This window comes from Kribbella sp. NBC_00482 (assembly GCF_036013725.1).
In the GTDB taxonomy this organism is placed as follows: domain Bacteria; phylum Actinomycetota; class Actinomycetes; order Propionibacteriales; family Kribbellaceae; genus Kribbella.
This window is the reverse complement of the sequence record NZ_CP107881.1, coordinates 6,903,872-6,924,813: the sequence shown is the minus strand read 5'-3', so window position 1 is coordinate 6,924,813 and position 20,942 is coordinate 6,903,872. Positions and strand designations below refer to the sequence as shown.

Below are 20,942 nucleotides of genomic sequence, written 5' to 3'. Positions count from 1 at the left end.
CTGACAAAACGCTCGAACTTTGGCTGAGGGGCCGGCGAGGACGTTTCGCCTGTTCCCCGATCCTGCGACCGGTAGTCCCCGGCTACTAGCCCGATGTGCACTCGGTCTAGCACGATCTGCACTTCGGCTCGTATCGTGACGTGATGTCGGACGAGCCGGTGAGGACCCGCGGGACCGTGCTGCACTTCGTCGAAGGGACGGTGGTGCACGCGGGTACGCACCTGCACGAAAAGGCGCACCCGCTGCACACGCACAGCTTCTTCGAGCTGGTACTCGTCACAGGCGGTGAGGGCGTTCATCACAGCCTCGCCGGACGCCAGCGGCTGCAGGCCGGCGACGCGATCCTGCTGCGGCCGGGGGTCTGGCACGAGTACGTCGACTGCGACGGGCTCGAGGTCTACAACTGCTGCTTCTCCGCCGACCTGGTCCGGCGTGAGCTCGCCTGGGCGCGCGAGGATCCCTTGCTGGGTTATCTGTTGTGGACCGGTCCGTTCTCGGCCCAGCGCCGCGGCATGATCGGCACACATCTCGACCCGGCGACCGTGCAGGAGGCGGTCGGCCACCTCGACGGATTGCGCCGGCTACGGAACCAGCCGTTGAGCCGGCACCGTGGCGAGTTGATCGGCTGGCTGTCGTTGTACCTGAGTTGCGTCGCGCGAACCGTCGCGGAAACCGACGAACGCGGCGAGTACACCCATCCCGCCGTCGTCGACGCGATGCGGATGATGGAGGCCGACCCGGCCCGGTACTGGACGCTGACCGATCTGGCGGGGGAGTTGCACCTCGCGCCCGGGTACCTGGTGCGCCTGTTCAAGTCGGTGACGGGGCTGCCGCCGATGGCGTACTTGTCGCGGCATCGCGTCGAGCTCGCGGCCGATCGCCTGCTGCACACCGACCTGCCGATCAACCGGATCGGCGAGTCGGTCGGCTGGCCGGACCAGAACTACTTCGCCCGCCGGTTCAAGTCCCATTACGGCCTGTCCGCATCGGCCTATCGGCAACGTTTCAATGGAATCCGGCTCAGTCCGTCCGGTCACTGATCAGCAGCTCCAGGCCGTCCAGGATCCGCGCCAGGCCGAACTCCAGCCCCTGGTTCTCGCTGCCCGCCGACGTACGCATCGCGGTGGTCAGATGCGGGAACCGGTCCGCCTCGGTGGTGAGGATCTCGGCGAGCGACTGCTGCCAGTCCTCCTCGGTCAGTCCGGTCGTGTGCCCGGGGAAGGTCGTGGACTGCTGCGCGATGTTCCGGACGTGACTCGTGATCACCAGGATCGAGTCCAGTTGCTCGCCGCCGCTCAGCCCGGTGCCGGTCAACGCCGCGACCCCGCGCTCCACCCAGGCGAGCTCGTTCGGGCCGAGGAGGCGGCGGCCGATGGTGGACTGCAGCAGCCACGGGTGCCGGGCGAATCCGGCGTACAGGTCGATCGCCCAGGTGCGGAGCGCCTCGCGCCACGGTAGGTCGGGGCGGTCCGGTGGGCCGCCCATCGCCAGGTCGCTCATCACCGCGACCAGTTCGGTCTTGCCGGGGACGTACCGGTAGAGCGCCATCTTCGTGACCGGGAGCTCACCGGCGACGCGTTGCATCGAGACCGCGTCGAGGCCCTCGGCGTCCGCGATCGCGATGGCGACCTCGGCGATCGCGGTCAGCGTGATCGCCGGCTTCGGCCCGCGCGTCCGGGCCGGTTCCTTGCCCCAGAGCAGTTCGGTCATCGCATTCCTTCGCTATCGACTTGAACTGTGTCTACCATACACATTACTGTGTCCGGCAGACACAGTTACTCTCGATGGAGGCGATGATGAAGGTTCTGGTTTCGGGTGCGAGCGTGGCGGGCCCCTCGGTGGCGCTCTGGCTGGGCCGCGCGGGACACGACGTGACGGTGGTCGAGATCGCGCCCGCGCTGCGACAGGGCGGGTATGCGGTGGACTTCCGCGGCGAGGTGTTCACGACCGTCCTCGAGCGCATGGGCGTGCTCGATGACCTGCGGGCGCTGCAGACCGGTGGAAACGCGATGCGGTTCGTCGACGAGTCGGGCCGCAAGCTGATGCGGCTGCCGGCCGAGTTCGCGGGTGGGGAGCTGGAGGTACTGCGGGCAGACTTGTCGCGGGTGTTGTACGAGCACAGCCGCGAGCAGGCGACGTACCGCTTCGGCGACTCGATCGCGAGCCTGCAGGAGCACGCGGACGGCGTGGACGTGCGGTTCGAGAGCGGTATCGAGGAGACGTACGACCTGGTGATCGGCGCGGACGGGATGCATTCCGTCGTACGGCGGCTGGCGTGGCCGGCGGAGGAGGTCGTCGAGCGGCACCTCGACTACTACGTGGGCGGCTGGGAGGTGCCGAACACGCTCGGGATCTCCGGCGACACGCTGATGTACAACGTGCCCGGGAAACTCGCGAGTGTCGGCGCGGACCGTCGCGATCCGGCGCTGGCGGGGACGCTGTTCGTGTTCAAGTCGCCGAAGCTGGAGTACAACCGGCGGGACCTGGACGAGCAGAAGGCGATCCTGCGGGACCAGTTCAGCGGCCTCGGCTGGCACGTGCCGGAGCTGCTCGAAGCGTTGCCGGCAGCAACGGAGCTGTACTTCGACTCGATCAGCCGGGTCAGCGTGGACCGCTGGTCGACCGACCGGATCGTGCTGCTCGGCGACGCGGGGTACGGCGCGACGTTCGGCGCGCTCGGGACCGGTACGGCGGTGGTCGGCGCCTACGTACTGGCGGGGGAGTTGGCACAGGGCGACTTCCGGACCGCCTTCGACCGCTACGAGGAGCGGTTGCGGAAGTCGGTGTCGAAGACCCAGGACGGCAGCCGCGCGGGCCAGTTCATGGCGCCGGCGACCCGGTTCGGGATCGCGGCGCGGAACAAGATCCTCGACCGGCCGTTCTTCCTGAACCAGATGCTCAAGATGGCCCAGAACATGAGCGAACTGGTCGAACTACCTACCTACTCAATGCAGCAGGGGCAGTTTGTGCAGGAATGACTCCCACGAGTCGGGCAGCCAGCCCGGCACGCCGAGCACCGCCATGTAGAGCCAGATCGCGACGAGCACGCAAAGGAACAGCGCAAGCGTCCCGAGCGCCTTCAGCCAGGCGGGCTGCTTGCCGGTCCAGGCGGTGAGTGCCTTCACCCAGTCCTTGACCCGGTACAGCAGCCGCTGGGCCCACTCGAACTCGCTCGCGAGCACGGCGAGACCGGCGATGAACAACGGGATCCCGCCCGGTCCCGGCAGCCAGCCGGTCAACGGCGCGGCAATGATCAGCAATCCGCCGAGAACGCCCACACCAATGCGGTAGAAGAGCAATTTCCTCGGATTCTCGCGAATCCTTCTCCGCCATTCCCACCGGTCGTCCGCTGCATCGAGCGTGATGTTGTGATCGGTGCGGTCGGGACTCTGTTTCTCGGCCACGCCCCCAGAGTACCGGGCGTTCAGGCACTCGCCGGGTTGCCGAACTCCCAATGCCACGGCTCTTCCCGATTACCGCCTTGGTCGGCCCAGGCCGGGTGCACCCAGCCGTACGCCGACGCGTGCGACTTCATCCACTGATATTGGGTGGTGTTGTACTTGTCGACGCCCCCGCAAAGGTCGACCGCGACACCCCAGCCGTGGTTGGACGTGCCCGGCAGGGCGGCCAGGGAGGGCTTGCGCTGGTAGAGGCTGACCTGGGACGCGTACGAACGGTAGGAGTCGGTGATGCACAGTGACTTGCCGAACTGCGCACGGTAGGCCGTGGCGAGCTTCAGGTACGCCGCGGCGGCGTCGCACCTGAGCATGTGACCCGACCCGATCGCGCACAGCTTGCCGGACGGGATCATGCCGTTGCTGTAGCCGCCCCACCCGGTGCTCGCGGATCCGGTCGCCAGGAACGGCATCGGGTTGACCGGGTCGCCGCCGAGCCGGACCTCGAAGTGCAGGTGCGGCCCGGTCGAGTTGCCTTCGGTGCCGACGGCACCTATCTGCTGTCCGGCCGTGACCTGCTGGCCGTCGGCGACGTCGACCCGGCTCAGGTGGGCGTAGAGCGTCTCCAGGCCGTTCCCGTGGTCGATCCGCACCAGGTTGCCGGCCCAGGCGGGGTGCTCGACGCGTACGACGCCGGAGGTCACCGCGCGTACCGTCGTACCGACTGCAGCCGGGAAGTCCTGGCCGGTGTGGAATCCGGTCGACCACATGGATCCCGACTGACCGAACGGCGTACCGATCTCGTAGGTCCCGTCCGGCAGCGGCCAGTTCCAGGAGCCCGAACCGACGTCGTACGACGTGGCTGTGTTGCCGCACCGGAACGCGTACGCCTCGGATGTTGCCACCGGTGCGACCTGGGGCTTGGTCGGGGCGCCGAGTGTCGGGCGGAGTGCGGCGTACAGGTTGTCGGGGATCGTCGTGACGACGACCGAGCCCTTCGACTCGTCGGCGGCGATCATCTCGCCGTTGTCGAGCGCGATGCCGATGTGGAGAAGGCCGAGGGACTTGCTGCCCATGACGAGCAGGTCGCCGGGCTGGATCTGCGCGTTCGGGACGGCCTGGTAGCCCGGGTAGACCTTGCCGACCAGGTTCGGCAGGGTCGTGTACGGCTGCCAGGCAACGCGGGCCGCTCCGAGGCAGCCGTACGCGTCCGGGCCGGTCGCGGCGACGCCGTACGGCTTTCCGACCAGGCTGAAGGCTTGATTGACCGCTCGGATCGTCTCGGCCGACATCACGCGCACGGTGCGGCCGGCGACGGACACCGATGCGACACCGGGGACGGCTGCCCCGCGGCGGGTCAGCGGTGCCAGCCCGGTCGGCAGCGCGCTCGGATTCTTGAGTACGGCGGCCGCCGGGGGAGTGACCTTCGTGGCCGCGAGCTCGGTCAGGTACGTCTGCCAGCGCGAGAGCGCCTGCTGGTTGCGCGCGAGTTGGAGCTGCTTCGAGAGGGCGGACGCGATGTCGAGATCGGCGGTCTGGTCGGCCATCGCCGCAGAGGCGCTGGCGGCCTTGTGCTGCACCTGATTGCTGAGCTCCTGAGCCTTGGCGGCGGACTCGTTCGCGGCGGTGCGCTTCGTGGTCGCGTCCGCCTTGAGCCGGTTGGACTCGGCTTCGGCGGCCATGGCCTTGTTGTACTGCGACACCTGGGTGCTGCCGAGCTGGGTGATCGCGGTCTGCCGGTCGGCGATCTCCTGCAGGTTCTCGGCGATCGGCGCGAGTGACCAGAGCATCGACTCGGTGCCCATCACGGTCGGGATGCCCAGTTGGTACGCCTGCGCGGTGATCACGCCGAGCCGGCGGCGCTCCTCGTCGGACAGGCCCTTGGAGGCCGTCGCACTGGCCTCCGCTTTCTTCGCGGCCGCCTCGGCGGTCTGTGCCTCCTTCAGAGCCTTCGTGTAGGCGATGGTGGCCTTGGCGAAGTCGGCCTGGACGGCGGCGGCTTCGGCCTGGAGCTGCTCGAGGGAGCGGTTGACGTCGGTGACGGAGGCAGGCGGCGGCTGAGTGGTCGAGGGCGTGGGATCGTCGGCGTACGCCGGTACGGCGACAGCCGCCAGCAATGTGCCGAGTGCCGCGAGCCGCAGCCCACGACGCCTGCCCAGATCCATCCGTCCCCCATGGAATTCGCCTCACGCGCCTGGCCAGAGTAGGCGGCGTACGGTCCGCGCGGAACCCCGATGTACACACCGTGACCATGAGGCGGGCCACAGTTGCCGCCTCGGCGTCGGATCGGCTGGTGGGACCTATTAAAGTTCACTGCATGGCCTCGCACTTTGACGTTGTTGTCCTCGGCGCCGGTCCCGGTGGGTACGTCGCGGCGATCCGCGCTGCCCAGCTCGGGCTCAAGACCGCCATCATCGAGAAGAAGTACTGGGGCGGTGTCTGCCTGAACGTGGGCTGTATCCCGTCCAAGGCGCTGCTGCGGAACGCCGAGCTGTCGCACATCTTCCGGACGGAGGCGAAGACCTTCGGCATCAGCGGCGAGGTGACCTTCGACTTCCCGACCGCGGTGCAGCGCAGCCGCAAGGTCGCGGACGGCCGGGTCAAGGGCGTCCACTTCCTGATGAAGAAGAACAACATCACCGAGTTCGACGGCTGGGGCTCGTTCACCGACGCCAACACCCTCGACGTGACGCTGAACGACGGCTCGTCGGAGACCGTCACGTTCGGCTCCTGCATCGTGGCGACCGGCGCGACCACCAAGCTGCTGCCGGGCACGCAGCTCAGCGAGCGCGTGGTGACGTATGAGGAGCAGATCCTCACCGAGGACCTGCCCGGCTCGATCGTGATCGCCGGCGCGGGTGCGATCGGTGTCGAGTTCGCGTACGTGCTGGCGAACTACGGCGTGAAGGTGACGATCGTCGAGTTCCTGGACCGGATGGTCCCGCTGGAGGACCCGGACGTCTCCAAGGAGCTGGCGCGGGCGTACAAGAAGCTCGGCGTCGACGTCCTGACGTCCACCCGGGTCGACTCGATCGACGACTCCGGCGCCTCGGTCAAGGTCACCGTGACCGGCAAGGACGGCGTACAGAAGACGATCGAGGCCGACAAGGTCATGCAGGCGATCGGCTTCCAGCCTCGCGTGGACGGCTACGGCCTGGACAAGATCGGCGTACAGCTCACCGAGCGCGGCGCGATCAACGTCGACGGCCTCTGCCGGACGAACGTGCCGAACATCTTCGCGATCGGCGACGTGACCGCGAAGCTGATGCTCGCGCACGCGGCCGAGGCGATGGGCGTGATCGCGGCCGAGACGATCGCGGGCCACGAGACCATGGAGCTCGACTACGCGATGATCCCGCGGGCGACGTTCTGCCAGCCGCAGATCGCCAGCTTCGGGTACACCGAGGAAGAGGCCCGCAAGCTCGGCCACGACGTCAAGGTCGCCAAGTTCCCGTTCACCGCGAACGGCAAGGCCCACGGCCTCGGCGACCCGACCGGCTTCGTCAAGGTGATCAGCGACAGCAAGTACGGCGAACTTCTCGGCGCCCACCTGATCGGCCCCGAGGTCACCGAACTCCTCCCCGAGCTCACCCTCGCCCAGAAGTGGGACCTCACCACCAAGGAACTGGCCCGCAACGTCCACGCCCACCCCACCCTCAGCGAGGCCCTCCAAGAAGCCTTCCACGGCCTCGAAGGCCACATGATCAACTTCTAGCCGGAGCGGGGAGGATTTCATCCCGTTCTGGGTGCAAAATCCTCCCCAACCTCTCAGGCGACGGCAGTAGCTTCTAGTTCGACCAGTTGGCCGGGGATGGCTAGGCGGGTTACGCCTAGCATCGTGGTGGTGGGGGTGGCTCCGGCGGCTGCTAGGCGGCCGGCCAGTAGGCCGTAGTGGGGGAACAGTAGGTCTACGTCTGTGGTGTAGACGTTGAGGCGGACGAGGTTTGTGAGGGTCATGCCGGCCTCGGTGAGTACCGCCTCCAGGTTGTCTAGGGTCAGTGCCAGCTGTGCGGGCAGGTCGCCGTCGTGCTCGGGTTTGCCGTCGGCGTTCATCGCGGTCTGTCCGGAGCAGTACAGGGTTCGGGTGTGTCCGGAGACCAGTTCGCCCTGGTTGAAGCCGAGCTCCAGCGACCAGGGGACCGGGTTGACTGCGGTTCGTTCAATCGTCATGTTGGCGAGCTTTCCAACAAATCACGACACCCTTCGTCAGGTATTGTTTTCGGGTGCGCGCCGACCGATTGGTCTCGCTGGTTTTGCTGCTGCGTCAACGCGGCCGGCTGACCGCGGACGTGCTCGCCAGCGAGCTGGAGGTGTCGACCCGCACCGTGCTGCGGGACATCGAGGCGCTGTCTGCTGCGGGCGTTCCGGTGTACGCCGAACGCGGGCGGCACGGCGGATTCGCGTTGCTGCCTGGGTTCCGGACCGAGCTCACCGGGCTGAATCACGACGAGGCACTGGCGTTGCTGACCGCCGGCTCGGGGCGCGGTGAGCAGGTCTTCGGTCTCAGCGCGGCGCTCGCCTCGGCGATGCGCAAGGTCGTCGACGCGCTCCCGGAAACTCATCGGACCACCGCAAGCGAGGCCGCTCAGCGGATCCTGGTCGACCCGGAGACAGATCTGCTCTCGCGCCGGCTGATCACCAAAGAGGTGCCGGACGCGGCGATGCTCGAGGTACGGCGTGCGGTGCTGGCCGGACACAAGCTGCGCATCCTGTACGCCGCCACCGCCCAGGAACCGCAGTGGCGCACAGTCGACCCGATCGGCCTGGTCACCGTCCGCGACCGGGGCTACCTGCTGGCTCGACGAAGCGGCGAGGACCGCACCTACCGACTCTCGCGGATGCAGGCCGCCGAGGAACTTCCCGAACCTGCCGAGCGCCCGAACCAGGTCGACCTGGACCGCATCTGGCGCGACCGCTCCGCCCAATTCCTCTCCGACGGCCACCTCACCGTGTTGGTGCGGGTCAATCCAGTACGCCGCGAAGACCTGCTGAACGCAGCAGTAGCCGTCCGAGCCGAAGCGCCCGACCCCGACGGCTGGCTCCGCCTCGAACTGACCTTCCAAGACTCGTGGCACGCCGAATGGGCTCTCTGGCAACTAGGCGCCAACGCCGAAGCCCTAGCCCCCCAATCCCTCCGAACCGCCCTGCACAGCCGAGCCACCACAATGGCGAGCCGCTACGCCGACCCTTCACTTCCGCACGCTTAGCGCATCATGTCGGCGATGGCGATGCGTGCGGCCGACGGGCACCCCTTGGTGAATCCGTAGAAGGGGCCGAAGTCGCGGATCGACGAGAACCCTGTCAGGTAGAGCCCGGCCAACGACGTCTCGAGGCCCTCCGTCAGGTTGGGGAATCCCTCGGTTGCCGAGACCAGTTCCACAACACCGCCCAGGTACGGCACGCGGGCAAGGTCGGCCCGGTAACCGGAAGCGAAGACGACATGATCGGCTGTCAGCGCCGTGCCGTCGGAGAGCATGAGCGTCACGTCGTGGTCGCCGACAGCCGTATCGACCACCGCGCACCCCGGATGGCTGGTCACGACGGAGTCGGGGATTCGCGGCACCAGCCAGGGTTCGAGGGTGAGACGCCCGACCTGCCAGAACTGGGCAGCGATCGCTGCCTGCCGCTCGGCTGAGAGGCCTCGCCACCATCCCGGGTGGGCCAGCGTCTGGTCGACGTACTGGTCGACGAAGCCCCAGTTCACCTTGGCGAACGTCGGCGTGCTGTGGCGATGTACCACGTCCACCTGGTCGGCGTCGTGGTCACAGAGCAAGGCCGCCCACTCGTAGGCGCTCTGCCGGCCGCCGATGATCACGACCCGGGCACCGGCGAACGAATCGAAGGAGACCAGTTCGGACGTGTGCGAGCGGCGAGCAGGCGGGACATCGGCGTACCACTCCGGAAGGTTGAGGAAGTACCCGACGCCGGGTGCCGCAACGACCTTGTCCGCGGTGATCGTCGCACCGTCGTCCATCGTTGCGACGAAGCCCGCGTTCGGCTTGGTCAGGCTGGTCACGAGGCGCTCGTCGAGGTCGAGCCCCTTGCTCTCGCGGAACCATTCCGTGTAGTCGAGGAAAACCGAGATCGGGATCGGGTCGAAGTCTTCGGGACGCAGCCCCCGGTCTTCGAAGTACGCCTCGAACGTGTACTCGCCGTTGCCGTCGAGATGCCAGTCGGTGCCCGAACGGAGGAACATCTCAGCCGGCATCTGGTGGCGCCAGAAACCCATCCGGTGGCCGACAACGCGGGTCTCGATGCCGTTGTCGCGGGCAAAGGCGGCCGCAGCATAGGCATAGGGGCCCGCACCGACGACCAGCAGATCCGTCCGGTCCGTCATCGCGGGTAGCGGTAGACGGTTTGGAGGGGTTCGCCGGGGACGTGGATGTGGAGGGCGAAGCCGGGTTCGGTTGTGGGGTCTACGAGCGATCCGGTTGGGCTCTCAGGCTCGAAGGGGAGGGGGACCGATGAGCGGATGCCGGGGGCGACGCAGAGGGGGATGCCGGCGAAGGTTGCTGTGATGGCGTTGTGGACGTGGCCTGCGAGCAACGCGGTGACCGGCTTGTCTTGAAGGACGGCGGCGAAGGGTTCGCGGGTGCGGAGCATCCACTGGTCCATCGTCGGGTGATGGAGGTTGAACGGCGGCTGGTGGAACGCGACGAACAACGGTCCGTCGAAGGGTTCCCGCAGTACGCCGTCCAGCCAGGCCAGCGACTCCTCCGGCAGCAGCCCGTGGTTCTCACCGGGGACAGTCGTGTCGAGCAGGACGAAGCGGGCCTTCCCGACCTGGCGAACCTGATGGATCGGATGTCCCGCACCCGACGCGTCGACGAACGACGCGAGCCCGTCGCGGAACGGCGTACTCACGTCATGGTTGCCCGGCAGGACCAACACGGGCACGTCCAGCTTCAGCTCCTCGGCGAGTTCGGCGTACTCCTCCGGCAGGCCGTGATCGGCGAGATCGCCGGTGACGAGGACGACGTCGACCGGACGGCGGAACTGTTGCAGGTACGACGTGATTCGCCGGAGCCGCGACCGCGCCTCGTCCGAGCCGTCGAGATGCGGGTCACTCAGGTGCGCGATGACGTACATGTCAGCACACTAGAGCTCAGACAGGGTGCCGGAAGAGGGTCTGGAGCTGGGCGCCCGGGGTGTGGATGTGGAGTGCCAGACCGGGGTGGGCCGTGGTGCCGTCAACAAGGCCGCCGCCAGGGGCCGGGGGCTCGAAGGGGAGCGGCGGGGTCGAGCGGACGCCTGGGGCCACCAGGAACGGCAGTCCGGCCCAGGTTGTCGCGAGGCCGTTGTGCACGTGCCCGGCGAGCAGGGCGGTGATCGGCTTGCCGCGGAGAACGGCCTCGAGTTCCGGCCCGGAGCGGAGCAGCCACTGGTCGAGGACCGGGTGGTTCAGCTCGAACGGCGGGTGGTGGAAGGCCACGAACAACAGACCGTCGACAGGTTCCGCGAGTACGCCGTCGAGCCACGCGAGTGACTCCGCCGACAACAGCCCGTGGTCCTCACCAGGCACCGACGTGTCGAGCAGGACGAAACGTGCGCCGCCGATGTCGTGCACCTGGTGCACCGGATGCCCCTCGCCGGCTGAGTCGACGAACGACGCCAGGCCGGCGCGCAAAGGCGCGCTGACATCGTGGTTGCCCGGCAACACCAGCACGGGCACGTCGAGCTTCAGCTCCGCGGCGAGTTCGGCGTACTCGGATTCCAGGCCGTGATCGGCAAGGTCGCCACTGACCAGGACGACGTCGACCGGACGACGGAACTCTCGCAGGTACGACGTGATCTTCCGGAGCCGCGACCGCGCCTCCTCCGAGCCGTCGAGATGCGGGTCACTGAGGTGCGCGATGACGTACATGGGCAGCAGGTTAGCCGCAGAACTCTGTCGTTGCCGCCTGCTTATGTTGCGATGACGCGCCGGGTGGGGACTTGGCCGGTTCGGGCTCCTCTGGGAGATTGGGCGGCATGGCTGAACAGGTGGATGTCGTCGTGGTGGGGCTCGGGGTCGGCGGGGAGGAGACGGCTGGGAGGCTGGCGCAAGCAGGGCTGCGGGTGGTCGGGATCGAGTCGCGGCTGGTCGGCGGCGAGTGCCCGTACTACGGGTGCATCCCGAGCAAGATGATGATCCGGGCCGCGAACCTGATCGCCGAGACCCGTCGCGTCGACGGCATCGCCGGTACGGCGACCGTGCAGCCGGACTGGACTCCGGTCGCGAAGCGGATCCGGGAGGAGGCGACCGACACCTGGAACGACCAGGTCGCTGTCGACCGGCTGGTGAACAAGGGCGCGACCGTCATCAAGGACGTGGCCACCGTCACCGGCCCGAACACGGTCCGCGCCGGCGACAACGAGTACGAGGCGGCCCGCGGCATCGTGATCGCGACCGGGACGGTCCCGTCCGTCCCGCCGATCGACGGCCTGGCCGGTACGCCGTTCTGGACGAACCGCGAGGCGATCGAAGTCGAGACGCTGCCCGCGTCGATCGTCGTCCTCGGCGGCGGCGCGATCGGCATGGAGCTGGCGCAGGTGTTCGCCCGCTTCGGCGTCCAGGTGACCGTCGTCGAAGGTGCTCCCGAGGTGCTGTCGATGGAGGAGCCGGAATCGGGCGAGCTGGCCCGCGAGGCGCTGGAGCGCGATGGCGTGACGTTCCGTCTCGGCGCGCAGGCCCAGCAGGTCGGGTACGCCGACGGGACGTTCACCGTCACGCTCGCGGACGGGGCGACGGCGAGCGGCGAGAAGTTGCTGGTGGCAACCGGTCGGCGCGTGGCGACCGCGGAGCTCGGCCTGGACAAGCTCGGTCTGGACCCGTCGGCACGGCGGGTCGAGGTCGACGAGCACGTCCGCGCGGGCGACAAGGTCTGGGCGGTCGGCGACGTCACCGGGGTAGGCGCGTTCACCCACAACGCGATGTACCAGGCCGACATCGCGGTCCGCGACATCCTGCAGGAGGCGGACGCGCCGACCGCGAGCTACCACGCGATGCCGCGGGTCACGTTCACCGACCCGGAGATCGGTGCGGTCGGACTGACCGAGAAGCAGGCGCGGGACGCGGGCCTGAACGTGCGGACCGGGTCGACCCCGATCCCGGCCTCGACGCGCGGCTGGATCCACAAGGCCGGCAACGAGGGCTTCATCAAGGTCGTGATGGACGCGGACCGTGGCGTGCTGGTCGGGGCGACGAGCGCGGGCCCGACGGGCGGCGAGGTGCTCAGCGCGCTGGCGGTCGCGGTGCACGCCGCCGTACCGGTGAACACGCTGCGTCAGATGATCTACGCGTATCCGACATTCCATCGCGCGATCAGCGAGGCACTGAAGGAGTTGTGAGACTTCTTGTTGCGATTCGGTCGCAACAAGAACAAGAATGATCGCGTGCATGTCCCTGATGGTTTTTTCAACGCGCCCACGTCCGTCGCCACCGGCCTGATCGCGGCGGGCGCGGTCGGCTTCAGCCTGCAGCGGGCGAACCGTGAGCTCCGCGAGACCGGTCCGGCGCTGGCCGGGCTGACGGCGGCGTTCGTGTTCGCGGTGCAGATGGTGAACTTCCCGGTCGGGGCGGGCACCAGCGGTCACCTGCTCGGAGGTGCGCTCGCGGCTGCGCTGGTCGGGCCGTGGACCGCCGTACTGGTGATGTCGACGGTGCTCCTGGTCCAAGGACTGCTGTTCGCCGACGGCGGGCTGACGGCGCTCGGTACGAACATCACGTTGATGGGCCTGATCACGGTCCTCGTCGGATACTCCCTGACGCGGGCGCTGCTGAAGGTGCTGCCGCGCCGGGTCGGCAGCGTCGTACCGGCGGCGACCGTCGGCGCGCTCGTGTCGGTGCCGGTCGCGGCGCTGGCGTTCACCGGGCTGTACTCGATCGGCGGCGCGGTCGACATTCCGCTCGGCAAGCTCGCGACCGCGATGGTCGGCTGGCACGTGCTGGTCGGGATCGGCGAGGCCGTGATCACCGCGGCTGTGCTGAGCGCGGTCGTCGCGACCCGGCCGGACCTCGTGTACGCCGCTCGGCACCTGCAGCAGGACCTGGTCCTGGTCGATGCCGACGGCAACACTTCCACGGTGTCTCCGGACAAGCCGATCGCCGCGAAGCCGCCCGGCCGGTCGCTCGGCGTGGGGATCGCGGTGACGCTGCTCGTCGCGGGCGGGCTGAGCCTGTTCGCGAGCGCGCACCCGGACGGGCTGGAGTTCGTCGGCGCCAAGCTCGGGTTCGAGGGTGCGGCCAAGAACTCGGCGGTGGCGGGCAGTCCGCTGGCCGATTACGGCGTACACGGCATCGGCAACGCGCAGGTGTCCGGGGCGCTGGCCGGGATCATCGGCGTACTGGTGACGATCGTCGTCGGCCTCGCGATCGCGAAACTCGCCTCGCTCCGGACCAACAAGGCGTCATGAGCGGCGACGGCCTGCTCGTCGCGGTGGACAGTCCGGTTCACCGCGTCCCGGCGCAGGTGAAGCTCGTCGCACTGTTCGTGTTCGTGCTGGCGGTCGTCTCCACGCCCGCCGCGATCTTCTGGGCGTTCGGCCTGTACGCCGTGATGCTCGTCGCGGCCGTCGTCGTGGCGAAGGTGCCGGCGACCGTGGTGTCGCGACGGCTCGCGGTCGAGACGCCGTTCATCGTGTTCGCGTTGTTGCTGCCGTTCGTCGCGACCGGCCCGCAGGTCGACGTACTCGGGCTGCACCTGTCCCAGTCGGGTGTGCTCGGCGCCTGGAACGTGCTGGCCAAGGGCACGCTCGGCGTGATCGCGGCGATCCTGCTGTCGGCGACGACCGCACCACGCGACCTGCTCGCCGGGCTCGAGCGGCTGCGACTGCCCTCGACCCTGGTCGCGATCCTGTCGTTCATGGTTCGGTACCTGAGCGTGGTGTCGGACGACCTGCACCGGATGCGAGTCGCCCGGGAATCACGCGGGTACACCGGCGGTCGGGTCGGTCATTTGAAGGCGGTTGCCGGGGGAGTGGGCGCCCTGTTCGTGCGGAGCTTCGAGCGGGGCGAGCGTGTCCATCTGGCGATGCGCTCGCGCGGCTACACCGGACGAATGCCGCTGCTCAGCGTTTCGGGTGCAACCCGGGCACAGTGGACCGAGGGGCTGGCGATCTCCCTGGCCGCGGTGGCGATCGCGGTCGCGGCTAGGGTGGTGAGCTTGTGAGCGGTCCTGCGATTCAGGTCGAGCGGCTGGTGTTCGCGTACCCCGACGGGCGGCAGGCGCTGTTCGGCGTCGACTTCACCGTGGAGCGTGGCGAGCGGGTCGCGCTGCTCGGTCCGAACGGCGCCGGCAAGACGACGCTCGTGCTGCATCTGAACGGCATCCTCGGCTCGGTCGCCGGTGGGACCGGAAGCGGCCGCATCCAGATCGGCGGCACCGGGCTGCACCGGGAGCACCTGGCCGAGATCCGTCGCAAGGTCGGTCTGGTCTTCCAGGACCCGGACGACCAGCTGTTCATGCCGACGGTCCGCGACGACGTGGCGTTCGGTCCGGCCAACTTGGGTCTGCGCGGCTCCGAGCTGGACGACCGAGTTTTCGAGGCGCTGGTCGAGGTAGGCATGCAGGACCACGCCGACCTCGCCCCGCACCACCTGTCGTTCGGGCAGCGCCGCCGGGTCGCGGTCGCCACGGTCCTCGCGATGCGTCCCGAAGTACTGGTCCTCGACGAGCCGTCGAGCAACCTCGATCCCGCGGCCCGCCGCGAGCTCGCCGACATCCTCGCCGGGCTCGACGTGACATTGCTGATGATCACCCACGACCTGCCGTACGCACTGCAGCTGTGCGAGCGGAGCCTGCTGATCGACAGCGGCCGCATCGTGGCGGACGGCAAGACCCGTGACCTGCTCGGCGACGCCGACCTGATGGCCGCACACCGTCTAGAGCTGCCGTACGGTTTCGACCCCCTCTCCGTCCCCGGTCCAGAGCGTTCATAAGGGGGCTAGTTGGTGACAGTCACCTGGAATCCACGGTGAATTTGTTACCAAGCCCTTGTTTGTTACTGGCGGGTCAGGGGAAGGTGACGTTGAGTACTTCAGTCGTTACCTCCCGCTCAGGCAAAGGCGGTCCGCCCCCATGAAGTCATTCGCCAGTTTGCTCACTGCCGCGGCCCTCGGCGCCGCGATGCTGCTCAGCCCGGGTGTCGCGCACGCCGCGGCCCAGAACTACGTCGCACTCGGCGACTCGTACGCCTCCGGCGTCGGGACCCGCACCTACATCGAGAGCAGCGGGTCCTGCCAGCGCTCCACGAAGGCGTACGCGTACGTCGACGCCGCCCGGATCGGCGCGAACCTCACGTTCGTGGCCTGCTCCGGCGCGAGGGTCGCCGACGTCACCGCGAATCAGCTGTCGTCGGTGACCAGCTCCACCAACATCGTCTCCGTCCAGGTCGGCGGCAACGACGCCGGCTTCTCGTCGGTGATCACCGAGTGCGCCAAGCCGTCGTGGCTCGGCGACTGCTCGAGCGCCGTCGCGAACGCGAACGCGATCATCAACAACACGCTGCCCGGCCGGCTGAACAGCCTGTACTCGTCGATCCGGAGCCGGGCGTCGTCGGCGAAGGTCGTCGTGGTCGGGTACCCGCGCCTGTTCAACGGCACCGACTGCAACGCCGGCACGTTCTTCAGCCCGGACGAGATGACCAAGCTGAACGCGACCGCCGACCTGCTGAACTCGAAGGTCTCGGCGGCGGCGAGCTCGGCCGGTTTCACGTTCGTGAACCCGACGTCGAAGTTCATGGGGCACTCGGTGTGCGGCAGCCCGGAGTGGGTCAACGGCCTGTCCAACCCGGTCAGCGAGTCCTACCACCCGAACGTTAGCGGCCAGGCGGCGTACGCCGATCTGGTCCAGCCTGCTCTCTGACGACCCACCTGGTTATTTGGGGATGCGGACGGGCCCAGTTCGTGGTGTCATGCTGAGGTGGCGCGGAGGTCTGTGGACTGGCTACTGGCCGCCAGGATGCAGGCCAACTGCCTCGCGCGTCCGGTGAACGAGGCCGGCCCCGGAGGGGTGGCCGACGTCGTACGCCGGGCGGGGGGATTCCAGGCCCAGACCTGGCGAGGAGCGTCGTACGCCGTCCGCGCCCGATCGACCGCGACCACGCTCGCCGACGTCTCGACCGCCCAGGAAACCGACCGCTCCGTGATGCGCGGCTGGTTCATGCGCGGCACCATCCAACTGGTCGCGACCGAGGACGCCGGCCCGCTACTCGGTCTGCTCGGCCCGAAACTGATCAAGGACACCGAACGCCGGTACGGCGAACTCGGCCTGACGGAACGCATCCGCGCCGAGGCCACCGACGTACTCGAAGACTGGTTGCTCGCGCACGGTCCGAGCAACCGTGCCGAACTGGCCGACGTACTGGTGCGCGCCGGATTGATCGCGGAGCCGAAGGGGCAGGCGGTCTACGCCCTCATCCGGCACGCCGGCCTGCTCGGACGCCTCTGCTACGGCCCGGGCGAAACCTGGGTCGCCGTCCGCGGCTGGCTGGGCAAGCCACTCGTCCTCGAAGGCGATCCCGAGGACCTCGCCCGCCGCTACCTGACCGCCTACGGCCCAGCCACCGCACGCGACTTCGCCACCTGGTCGGGCCTGCCGGTCCCGCTCGCGCGCCGAGCCGTGGAGGCGGTGGCCACGACCTCTTTCGAGATCGAGACCACCGAACTCCACGCCGTCGACGACCTGCCCGGCTGCCACGACGTACGACTGCTGGGCGAGTTCGACACCTATCTACTCGGCTACCAGAACCGCCACTTCGACCTGCCGACCTCGATCTTCCCGGGCGGCGGCATGCTCCGCCCGGCCGTCGTACAGGCCGGCCGTCCGATCGGCACCTGGCAGCACGCGACCCTCGCGGTCGACCTTTTCGAACCAGCCGACGTGTCCCAGGAGCTCGCCGACATCAAGCGGTTCTCAGACGGCTGACACGTACTCGCGGAGATGTTCGGCCGTGATGGTCGGGCTGCTTTCGACCAGGTCCGCGGGTGTTCCTGTGAAGACGACCTGCCCGCCGTCGTGGCCGGCTCCCGGGCCGATGTCGATGAGCCAGTCGGCGTGCGCCATCACCGCCTGGTGGTGCTCGATCACGATGACCGTGTTGCCCTGGTCGACGAGCGTGTCGAGCATGCCGAGGAGCTTGTCGACGTCGGCGAGGTGCAGCCCGGTCGTCGGCTCGTCGAGGATGTAGATCGACCCGGTCCGGCCCATGTTGATCGCCAGCTTGAGTCGTTGCCGTTCACCACCGGACAGTGTGGTCAGCGGCTGCCCGAGCCCGATGTACCCGAGCCCGACCGTCGCAAGCCGGTCCAGGATCGTCCGCGCCGTCCCGCTCCCGAAGAAGTCACGCGCCTCGGCCACGGTCATCCGCAGTACTTCGCTGATGTTCTTGCCCCGCAACCGATACCCGAGCACCTCCGCCGTGAATCGGGCGCCGTTGCAGTCCTCGCAGACCGACGCGACCTCGGCCATCATCGCGAGGTCCGTGTACACCAGCCCGATGCCCTTGCAGGTCGGGCAGGCACCGACCGAGTTCGCGCTGAACAACCCCGGCTTCACCTTGTTGGCCTTGGCGAACGCCGCGCGAATGGGATCCAGCAGCCCTGTGTACGTCGCCGGATTGCTCCGCTTCGACCCGCGGATCGGTTCCTGACCCGCGATGATCACGCCGTCCCGCCCGGCCAGCGAGCCGTGGACCAGCGAACTCTTCCCGGAACCCGCGACACCGGTCACCACCGTGAGTACGCCGAGCGGAACGTCCACACTCACATCGCGCAGATTGTGCAGCGTCGCGTTCTCGATCGCGATCTTCCCGGTCGGCCGCCGTACGTCGTCCCGCACGGTCACCCGGTGATCGAGGTACTGTCCGGTGAGCGTCCCCGACGCCTTCAAACCGTCCACGTCGCCGGCGTAGCAGAGCCGCCCGCCGGACAGCCCCGCACCGGGACCGAGATCGACGACGTGATCGGCGATCCGGATCGTCTCCGGCTTGTGCTCGACGACCAGCACCGTGTTGCCCTTGTCCCGCAGTTGCAGCAGCAGGTCGTTCATCTGCTGGATGTCGTGCGGATGCAGGCCGACCGTCGGCTCGTCGAACACATAGGTGACATCGCTCAGGCTCGACCCAAGATGACGCACCAGCTTCACCCGTTGCGCCTCACCACCGGACAGCGTCGACGATTCGCGATCCAGGCTCAGGTACCCGAGCCCGATCGTCACGAAGGACTCGAGCAACTGCCGGAGCCCGTCCAGCATCGGCCCGACGCCCGAATGCTTGACCCCGGCAACGAACTGGGCGAGGTCGCTGATCTGCATCGCCGAACACTCGCCGATCGTCCGCCCGTCCACGGTCACACTCCGGGCCGCGGCATTGAGCCGTACGCCGCCGCACTCCGGGCACGTCTCCTGCCGGATAGCGCGCTCGGCGAACGCCCGCGCCTGGCTCTGCATCGACTGCGGATCCTTGCTCAGGTACTGCCGTTTCAGTTTGCTGATGAGACCTTCGAAGGTCAGATTGCTCTTCCCGACCCGGATCTTGATCGGCTCCTGGTGCAAGAACTGCTGCCAGGTCTCGGCCGGATAGTCCTTGAGCGGCAGGTCCGGGTCGAACAGGCCTGACTGGGCCATCAGTTGCCAGTGCCAAGTGTCGACCGAGTACCCGGGCGCCTTGATCGGTCCTTGGTTGAGGGTTTTGTCGAGATCCACGAGTTCGTCGAGGTTGAACTCGGTGGTCCGCCCGAGGCCCTCGCACACCGGGCACATGCCTTCGGCCCGGTTGAAGCTGAAGACCGAGGGCGGTCCGGCGTACGGCGTACCGGCGCGGCTGAACAGCACCCGCAGCATGGTGTGGGCGTCGGTCGCCGTACCGACGGTGGAGCGGGCGTTGGCGCCGATCCGTTCCTGGTCGACGATGATCGCGGCGGACAGGTTCCGCAGCGCGTCCACGTCCGGCCGGCCGAGGCTCGGCATGAAGTTCTGGACGAACGCGGTGTAGGTCTCGTTGATGAGCCGCTGGGACTCGGCGGCGATGGTGTCGAAGACGAGTGAGGACTTGCCGGAACCGGAGACTCCGGTGAAGACGGTGAGCCGGCGTTTGGGGATGTCGAGCGAGACGCCGCTGAGGTTGTTCTCGCGGGCGCCGCGCACCTGGATGACGTCGTGGCTGTCAGCAGGAAGCATCCTTCAATGGTCTCATTGAACCGCTCATACGAACTTTGGCGAGATGCTCAGCCAGGTCCGTCGGAGAAAAGTCTCAACGCCGTCAGGAAGGTTTGCGAGCGACCCGGGCGACCTCGTCCAGCAGATCCTGGAGCTGGCCCGCGAGCTGGGTGCGCGCGGTGGGGGAGAGTGATGCGACCAGTTCGGACTCTCGCGTGAGAACCTGGTCGACTGTTCGCTCGATGAGGTCGTGGCCGGCTTCGGTGAGGGTGACGACGACGGCGCGGGTCCCGTCGTCCGCGGAACGCCGGGTGACCAGTCCGCTTGCCTCGGCGCGGGCGACCCGTTGCGAGATCGCCCCGGCGGTGACGAGCGTACGGCGGGACAGTTCGCGCGTACTGAGCTCGTACGGCGTGCCCGCGCGCCGCAGCACGCTGAGCAGGTCGAGCGTCGCGGGATCCACGCCGGCGTCCGCGAGCACCCGGCGCCGGTCGTCGGCGAACAGCTTCGCCAGCCGCCACAGGGGAGTGACGATCTCGATCGAGTCGGTCGGCGTACCGGGGCGCTCCCGCTGCCAGGCGCGCGCGATGTCGGCGGCGGGGTACGGGCTCGGGGCGTCGAGCGGGTAGTTGTCGGACACGGGACCCATGCTACGTTTAGATCTAAACATTTAGAGCTAAACGTAAGGGTGGCAATGAGGACGATCGTGGTGACCGGAGGGGCGACCGGAATCGGGCGGGCGACCGCTGAGCGGTTCCGTGCGGACGGTGACGAGGTGGTGATCACCGGGCGGCGCGCCGACGTACTCGAGAAGACCGCCGCCGACCTCGGAGCCAGGGGAGTGGTGTGCGACGCGACCGACCCGGCCCAGGTGGAGCGGCTGCTGGAGGAGCTGCCCGAGCGGGTCGATGTCCTGGTCAACAATGCCGGCGGCAACACCGACTTCGGCCGTCCCGACGGTGATCTCGCGCAACTGAAGGCGAACTGGCTGGCGAACCTCGACGCCAATCTGCTCAGCGCAGTACTCACGACGACCGCCCTCGCGCCGCGGTTGACCACCGCCGTCGTCCATCTGGGTTCGATCGCCGGTGCCCGCGGGGCCGGTTCGTACGGTGCGTCGAAGGCCGCACTGGCGATGTGGAACGTCGACGCGGCGACCGAGCTCGGGGCTCGGGGTGTGACCTCGAACGTCGTCGCGCCGGGTTTCACCGCGGAGACCGAGTTCTTCCAAGGCCGCCTGACCGACGAGCGTCGCCAGACCTTGCTCCAGGCAACGCTGACCAAACGCGAGGGCGAGGTCGCCGACATCGCCGGCACCATCCACTTCCTGGCCTCACTTGCTGCCCGCCACCTCACCGGTCAGGTCCTGCATGTGAACGGCGGTGCCCTGATCACGCGCTGATGCGTGACA

General features: G+C 68.2%; 20 protein-coding genes. 11 read left to right on the top strand and 9 right to left on the bottom strand.

Going from position 1 to position 20,942, the window contains the following annotated elements:
• The first annotated feature begins 143 nt into the window (after positions 1-143).
• A complete protein-coding gene (locus OHB24_RS33640; RefSeq protein ID WP_327634919.1) occupies positions 144-1,040 on the top strand; it encodes a helix-turn-helix transcriptional regulator in 897 nt (298 codons plus the stop codon).
• Here the strand turns inward: OHB24_RS33640 and OHB24_RS33635 are convergent.
• Positions 1,021-1,710, bottom strand: a complete 690-nt coding sequence (locus OHB24_RS33635) for a TetR/AcrR family transcriptional regulator C-terminal domain-containing protein (RefSeq protein ID WP_327634918.1) — start codon at positions 1,708-1,710, stop codon at positions 1,021-1,023. The genes OHB24_RS33640 and OHB24_RS33635 overlap by 20 nt on opposite strands.
• A gap of 86 nt (positions 1,711-1,796) precedes the next feature.
• On the opposite strand from OHB24_RS33635, the gene OHB24_RS33630 reads away from it, so the two are divergent.
• Positions 1,797-2,978: an FAD-dependent monooxygenase gene (locus OHB24_RS33630; RefSeq protein ID WP_327634917.1), complete on the top strand. Its 1,182-nt coding sequence runs from the start codon at positions 1,797-1,799 to the stop codon at positions 2,976-2,978.
• Here OHB24_RS33630 and OHB24_RS33625 read toward each other — a convergent pair.
• Together OHB24_RS33625 and OHB24_RS33620 are read right to left on the bottom strand one after the other, a co-directional pair.
• Positions 2,946-3,404, bottom strand: a complete 459-nt coding sequence (locus tag OHB24_RS33625; protein ID WP_327634916.1) for a PGPGW domain-containing protein — start codon at positions 3,402-3,404, stop codon at positions 2,946-2,948. The two genes, OHB24_RS33630 and OHB24_RS33625, sit on opposite strands and share 33 nt — an antisense overlap.
• Before the next feature lie 20 nt (positions 3,405-3,424).
• Positions 3,425-5,560, bottom strand: coding sequence for a peptidoglycan DD-metalloendopeptidase family protein (locus OHB24_RS33620; RefSeq protein ID WP_327634915.1), 2,136 nt, complete (start codon positions 5,558-5,560; stop codon positions 3,425-3,427).
• Positions 5,561-5,712: 152 nt separating this feature from the next.
• Here OHB24_RS33620 and lpdA point away from each other — a divergent pair, with 152 nt between their 5' ends.
• Entirely contained in the window at positions 5,713-7,110 is a 1,398-nt protein-coding gene (gene lpdA / locus OHB24_RS33615) for a dihydrolipoyl dehydrogenase (RefSeq protein ID WP_327634914.1), read from the top strand.
• Between the two features lie 53 nt (positions 7,111-7,163).
• On the opposite strand, the gene OHB24_RS33610 is transcribed toward lpdA, so the two are convergent.
• Positions 7,164-7,559: a RidA family protein gene (locus OHB24_RS33610; protein ID WP_327641135.1), complete on the bottom strand. Its 396-nt coding sequence runs from the start codon at positions 7,557-7,559 to the stop codon at positions 7,164-7,166.
• 59 nt (positions 7,560-7,618) lie between these two features.
• Between OHB24_RS33610 and OHB24_RS33605 the strand changes: the two genes are divergently transcribed.
• Positions 7,619-8,602 carry a helix-turn-helix transcriptional regulator gene (locus OHB24_RS33605; RefSeq protein WP_327634913.1) on the top strand — a complete coding sequence of 328 codons (984 nt, stop codon included), beginning with the start codon at positions 7,619-7,621 and terminating at the stop codon, positions 8,600-8,602.
• Here the strand turns inward: OHB24_RS33605 and OHB24_RS33600 are convergent.
• Genes OHB24_RS33600 through OHB24_RS33590 form a run of 3 tightly spaced genes read right to left on the bottom strand, consistent with a single transcriptional unit; the run spans position 8,599 to position 11,259 of the window.
• The gene (locus OHB24_RS33600; protein WP_327634912.1) at positions 8,599-9,732 is read right to left on the bottom strand and encodes an NAD(P)-binding domain-containing protein; all 1,134 of its coding nucleotides are present in this window, start codon (positions 9,730-9,732) and stop codon (positions 8,599-8,601) included. The genes OHB24_RS33605 and OHB24_RS33600 overlap by 4 nt on opposite strands.
• Positions 9,729-10,484 carry a metallophosphoesterase gene (locus tag OHB24_RS33595; RefSeq protein WP_327634911.1) on the bottom strand — a complete coding sequence of 252 codons (756 nt, stop codon included), beginning with the start codon at positions 10,482-10,484 and terminating at the stop codon, positions 9,729-9,731. Before OHB24_RS33595 ends, OHB24_RS33600 begins: the two co-directional genes overlap by 4 nt.
• A gap of 16 nt (positions 10,485-10,500) precedes the next feature.
• Complete coding sequence (locus tag OHB24_RS33590; protein ID WP_327634910.1) at positions 10,501-11,259, bottom strand: metallophosphoesterase; 759 nt, start codon at positions 11,257-11,259, stop codon at positions 10,501-10,503.
• A 107-nt stretch (positions 11,260-11,366) separates the two neighbouring features.
• Between OHB24_RS33590 and OHB24_RS33585 the strand changes: the two genes are divergently transcribed.
• The 6 genes from OHB24_RS33585 to OHB24_RS33560 all read left to right on the top strand — a co-directional run bounded on the left by OHB24_RS33585 (position 11,367) and on the right by OHB24_RS33560 (position 17,302).
• On the top strand, positions 11,367-12,725 hold the full coding sequence (locus tag OHB24_RS33585) for a dihydrolipoyl dehydrogenase family protein (RefSeq protein ID WP_327634909.1): 1,359 nt from the start codon (positions 11,367-11,369) through the stop codon (positions 12,723-12,725).
• A gap of 45 nt (positions 12,726-12,770) precedes the next feature.
• Complete coding sequence (locus OHB24_RS33580) at positions 12,771-13,790, top strand: energy-coupling factor ABC transporter permease (RefSeq protein WP_327634908.1); 1,020 nt, start codon at positions 12,771-12,773, stop codon at positions 13,788-13,790.
• Positions 13,787-14,545, top strand: coding sequence for a cobalt ECF transporter T component CbiQ (gene cbiQ / locus OHB24_RS33575; protein ID WP_327634907.1), 759 nt, complete (start codon positions 13,787-13,789; stop codon positions 14,543-14,545). The genes OHB24_RS33580 and cbiQ overlap by 4 nt, the downstream gene beginning before the upstream one ends.
• Positions 14,542-15,315 (top strand): energy-coupling factor ABC transporter ATP-binding protein, encoded by a 774-nt coding sequence (locus OHB24_RS33570; RefSeq protein WP_327634906.1) that lies wholly within the window; start codon positions 14,542-14,544, stop codon positions 15,313-15,315. The genes cbiQ and OHB24_RS33570 overlap by 4 nt, the downstream gene beginning before the upstream one ends.
• A gap of 139 nt (positions 15,316-15,454) precedes the next feature.
• The gene (locus OHB24_RS33565) at positions 15,455-16,240 is read left to right on the top strand and encodes an SGNH/GDSL hydrolase family protein (RefSeq protein WP_327634905.1); all 786 of its coding nucleotides are present in this window, start codon (positions 15,455-15,457) and stop codon (positions 16,238-16,240) included.
• Between the two features lie 57 nt (positions 16,241-16,297).
• Positions 16,298-17,302, top strand: a complete 1,005-nt coding sequence (locus OHB24_RS33560; protein ID WP_327634904.1) for a winged helix DNA-binding domain-containing protein — start codon at positions 16,298-16,300, stop codon at positions 17,300-17,302.
• Here the strand turns inward: OHB24_RS33560 and OHB24_RS33555 are convergent.
• Both OHB24_RS33555 and OHB24_RS33550 read right to left on the bottom strand, forming a co-directional pair.
• Positions 17,291-19,552: an excinuclease ABC subunit UvrA gene (locus OHB24_RS33555; protein ID WP_327634903.1), complete on the bottom strand. Its 2,262-nt coding sequence runs from the start codon at positions 19,550-19,552 to the stop codon at positions 17,291-17,293. The genes OHB24_RS33560 and OHB24_RS33555 overlap by 12 nt on opposite strands.
• Before the next feature lie 82 nt (positions 19,553-19,634).
• Positions 19,635-20,171 (bottom strand): MarR family winged helix-turn-helix transcriptional regulator, encoded by a 537-nt coding sequence (locus tag OHB24_RS33550; protein WP_327634902.1) that lies wholly within the window; start codon positions 20,169-20,171, stop codon positions 19,635-19,637.
• Between the two features lie 54 nt (positions 20,172-20,225).
• Between OHB24_RS33550 and OHB24_RS33545 the strand changes: the two genes are divergently transcribed.
• Positions 20,226-20,933 (top strand): SDR family NAD(P)-dependent oxidoreductase, encoded by a 708-nt coding sequence (locus tag OHB24_RS33545; protein ID WP_327634901.1) that lies wholly within the window; start codon positions 20,226-20,228, stop codon positions 20,931-20,933.
• Positions 20,934-20,942 lie beyond the last annotated feature (9 nt).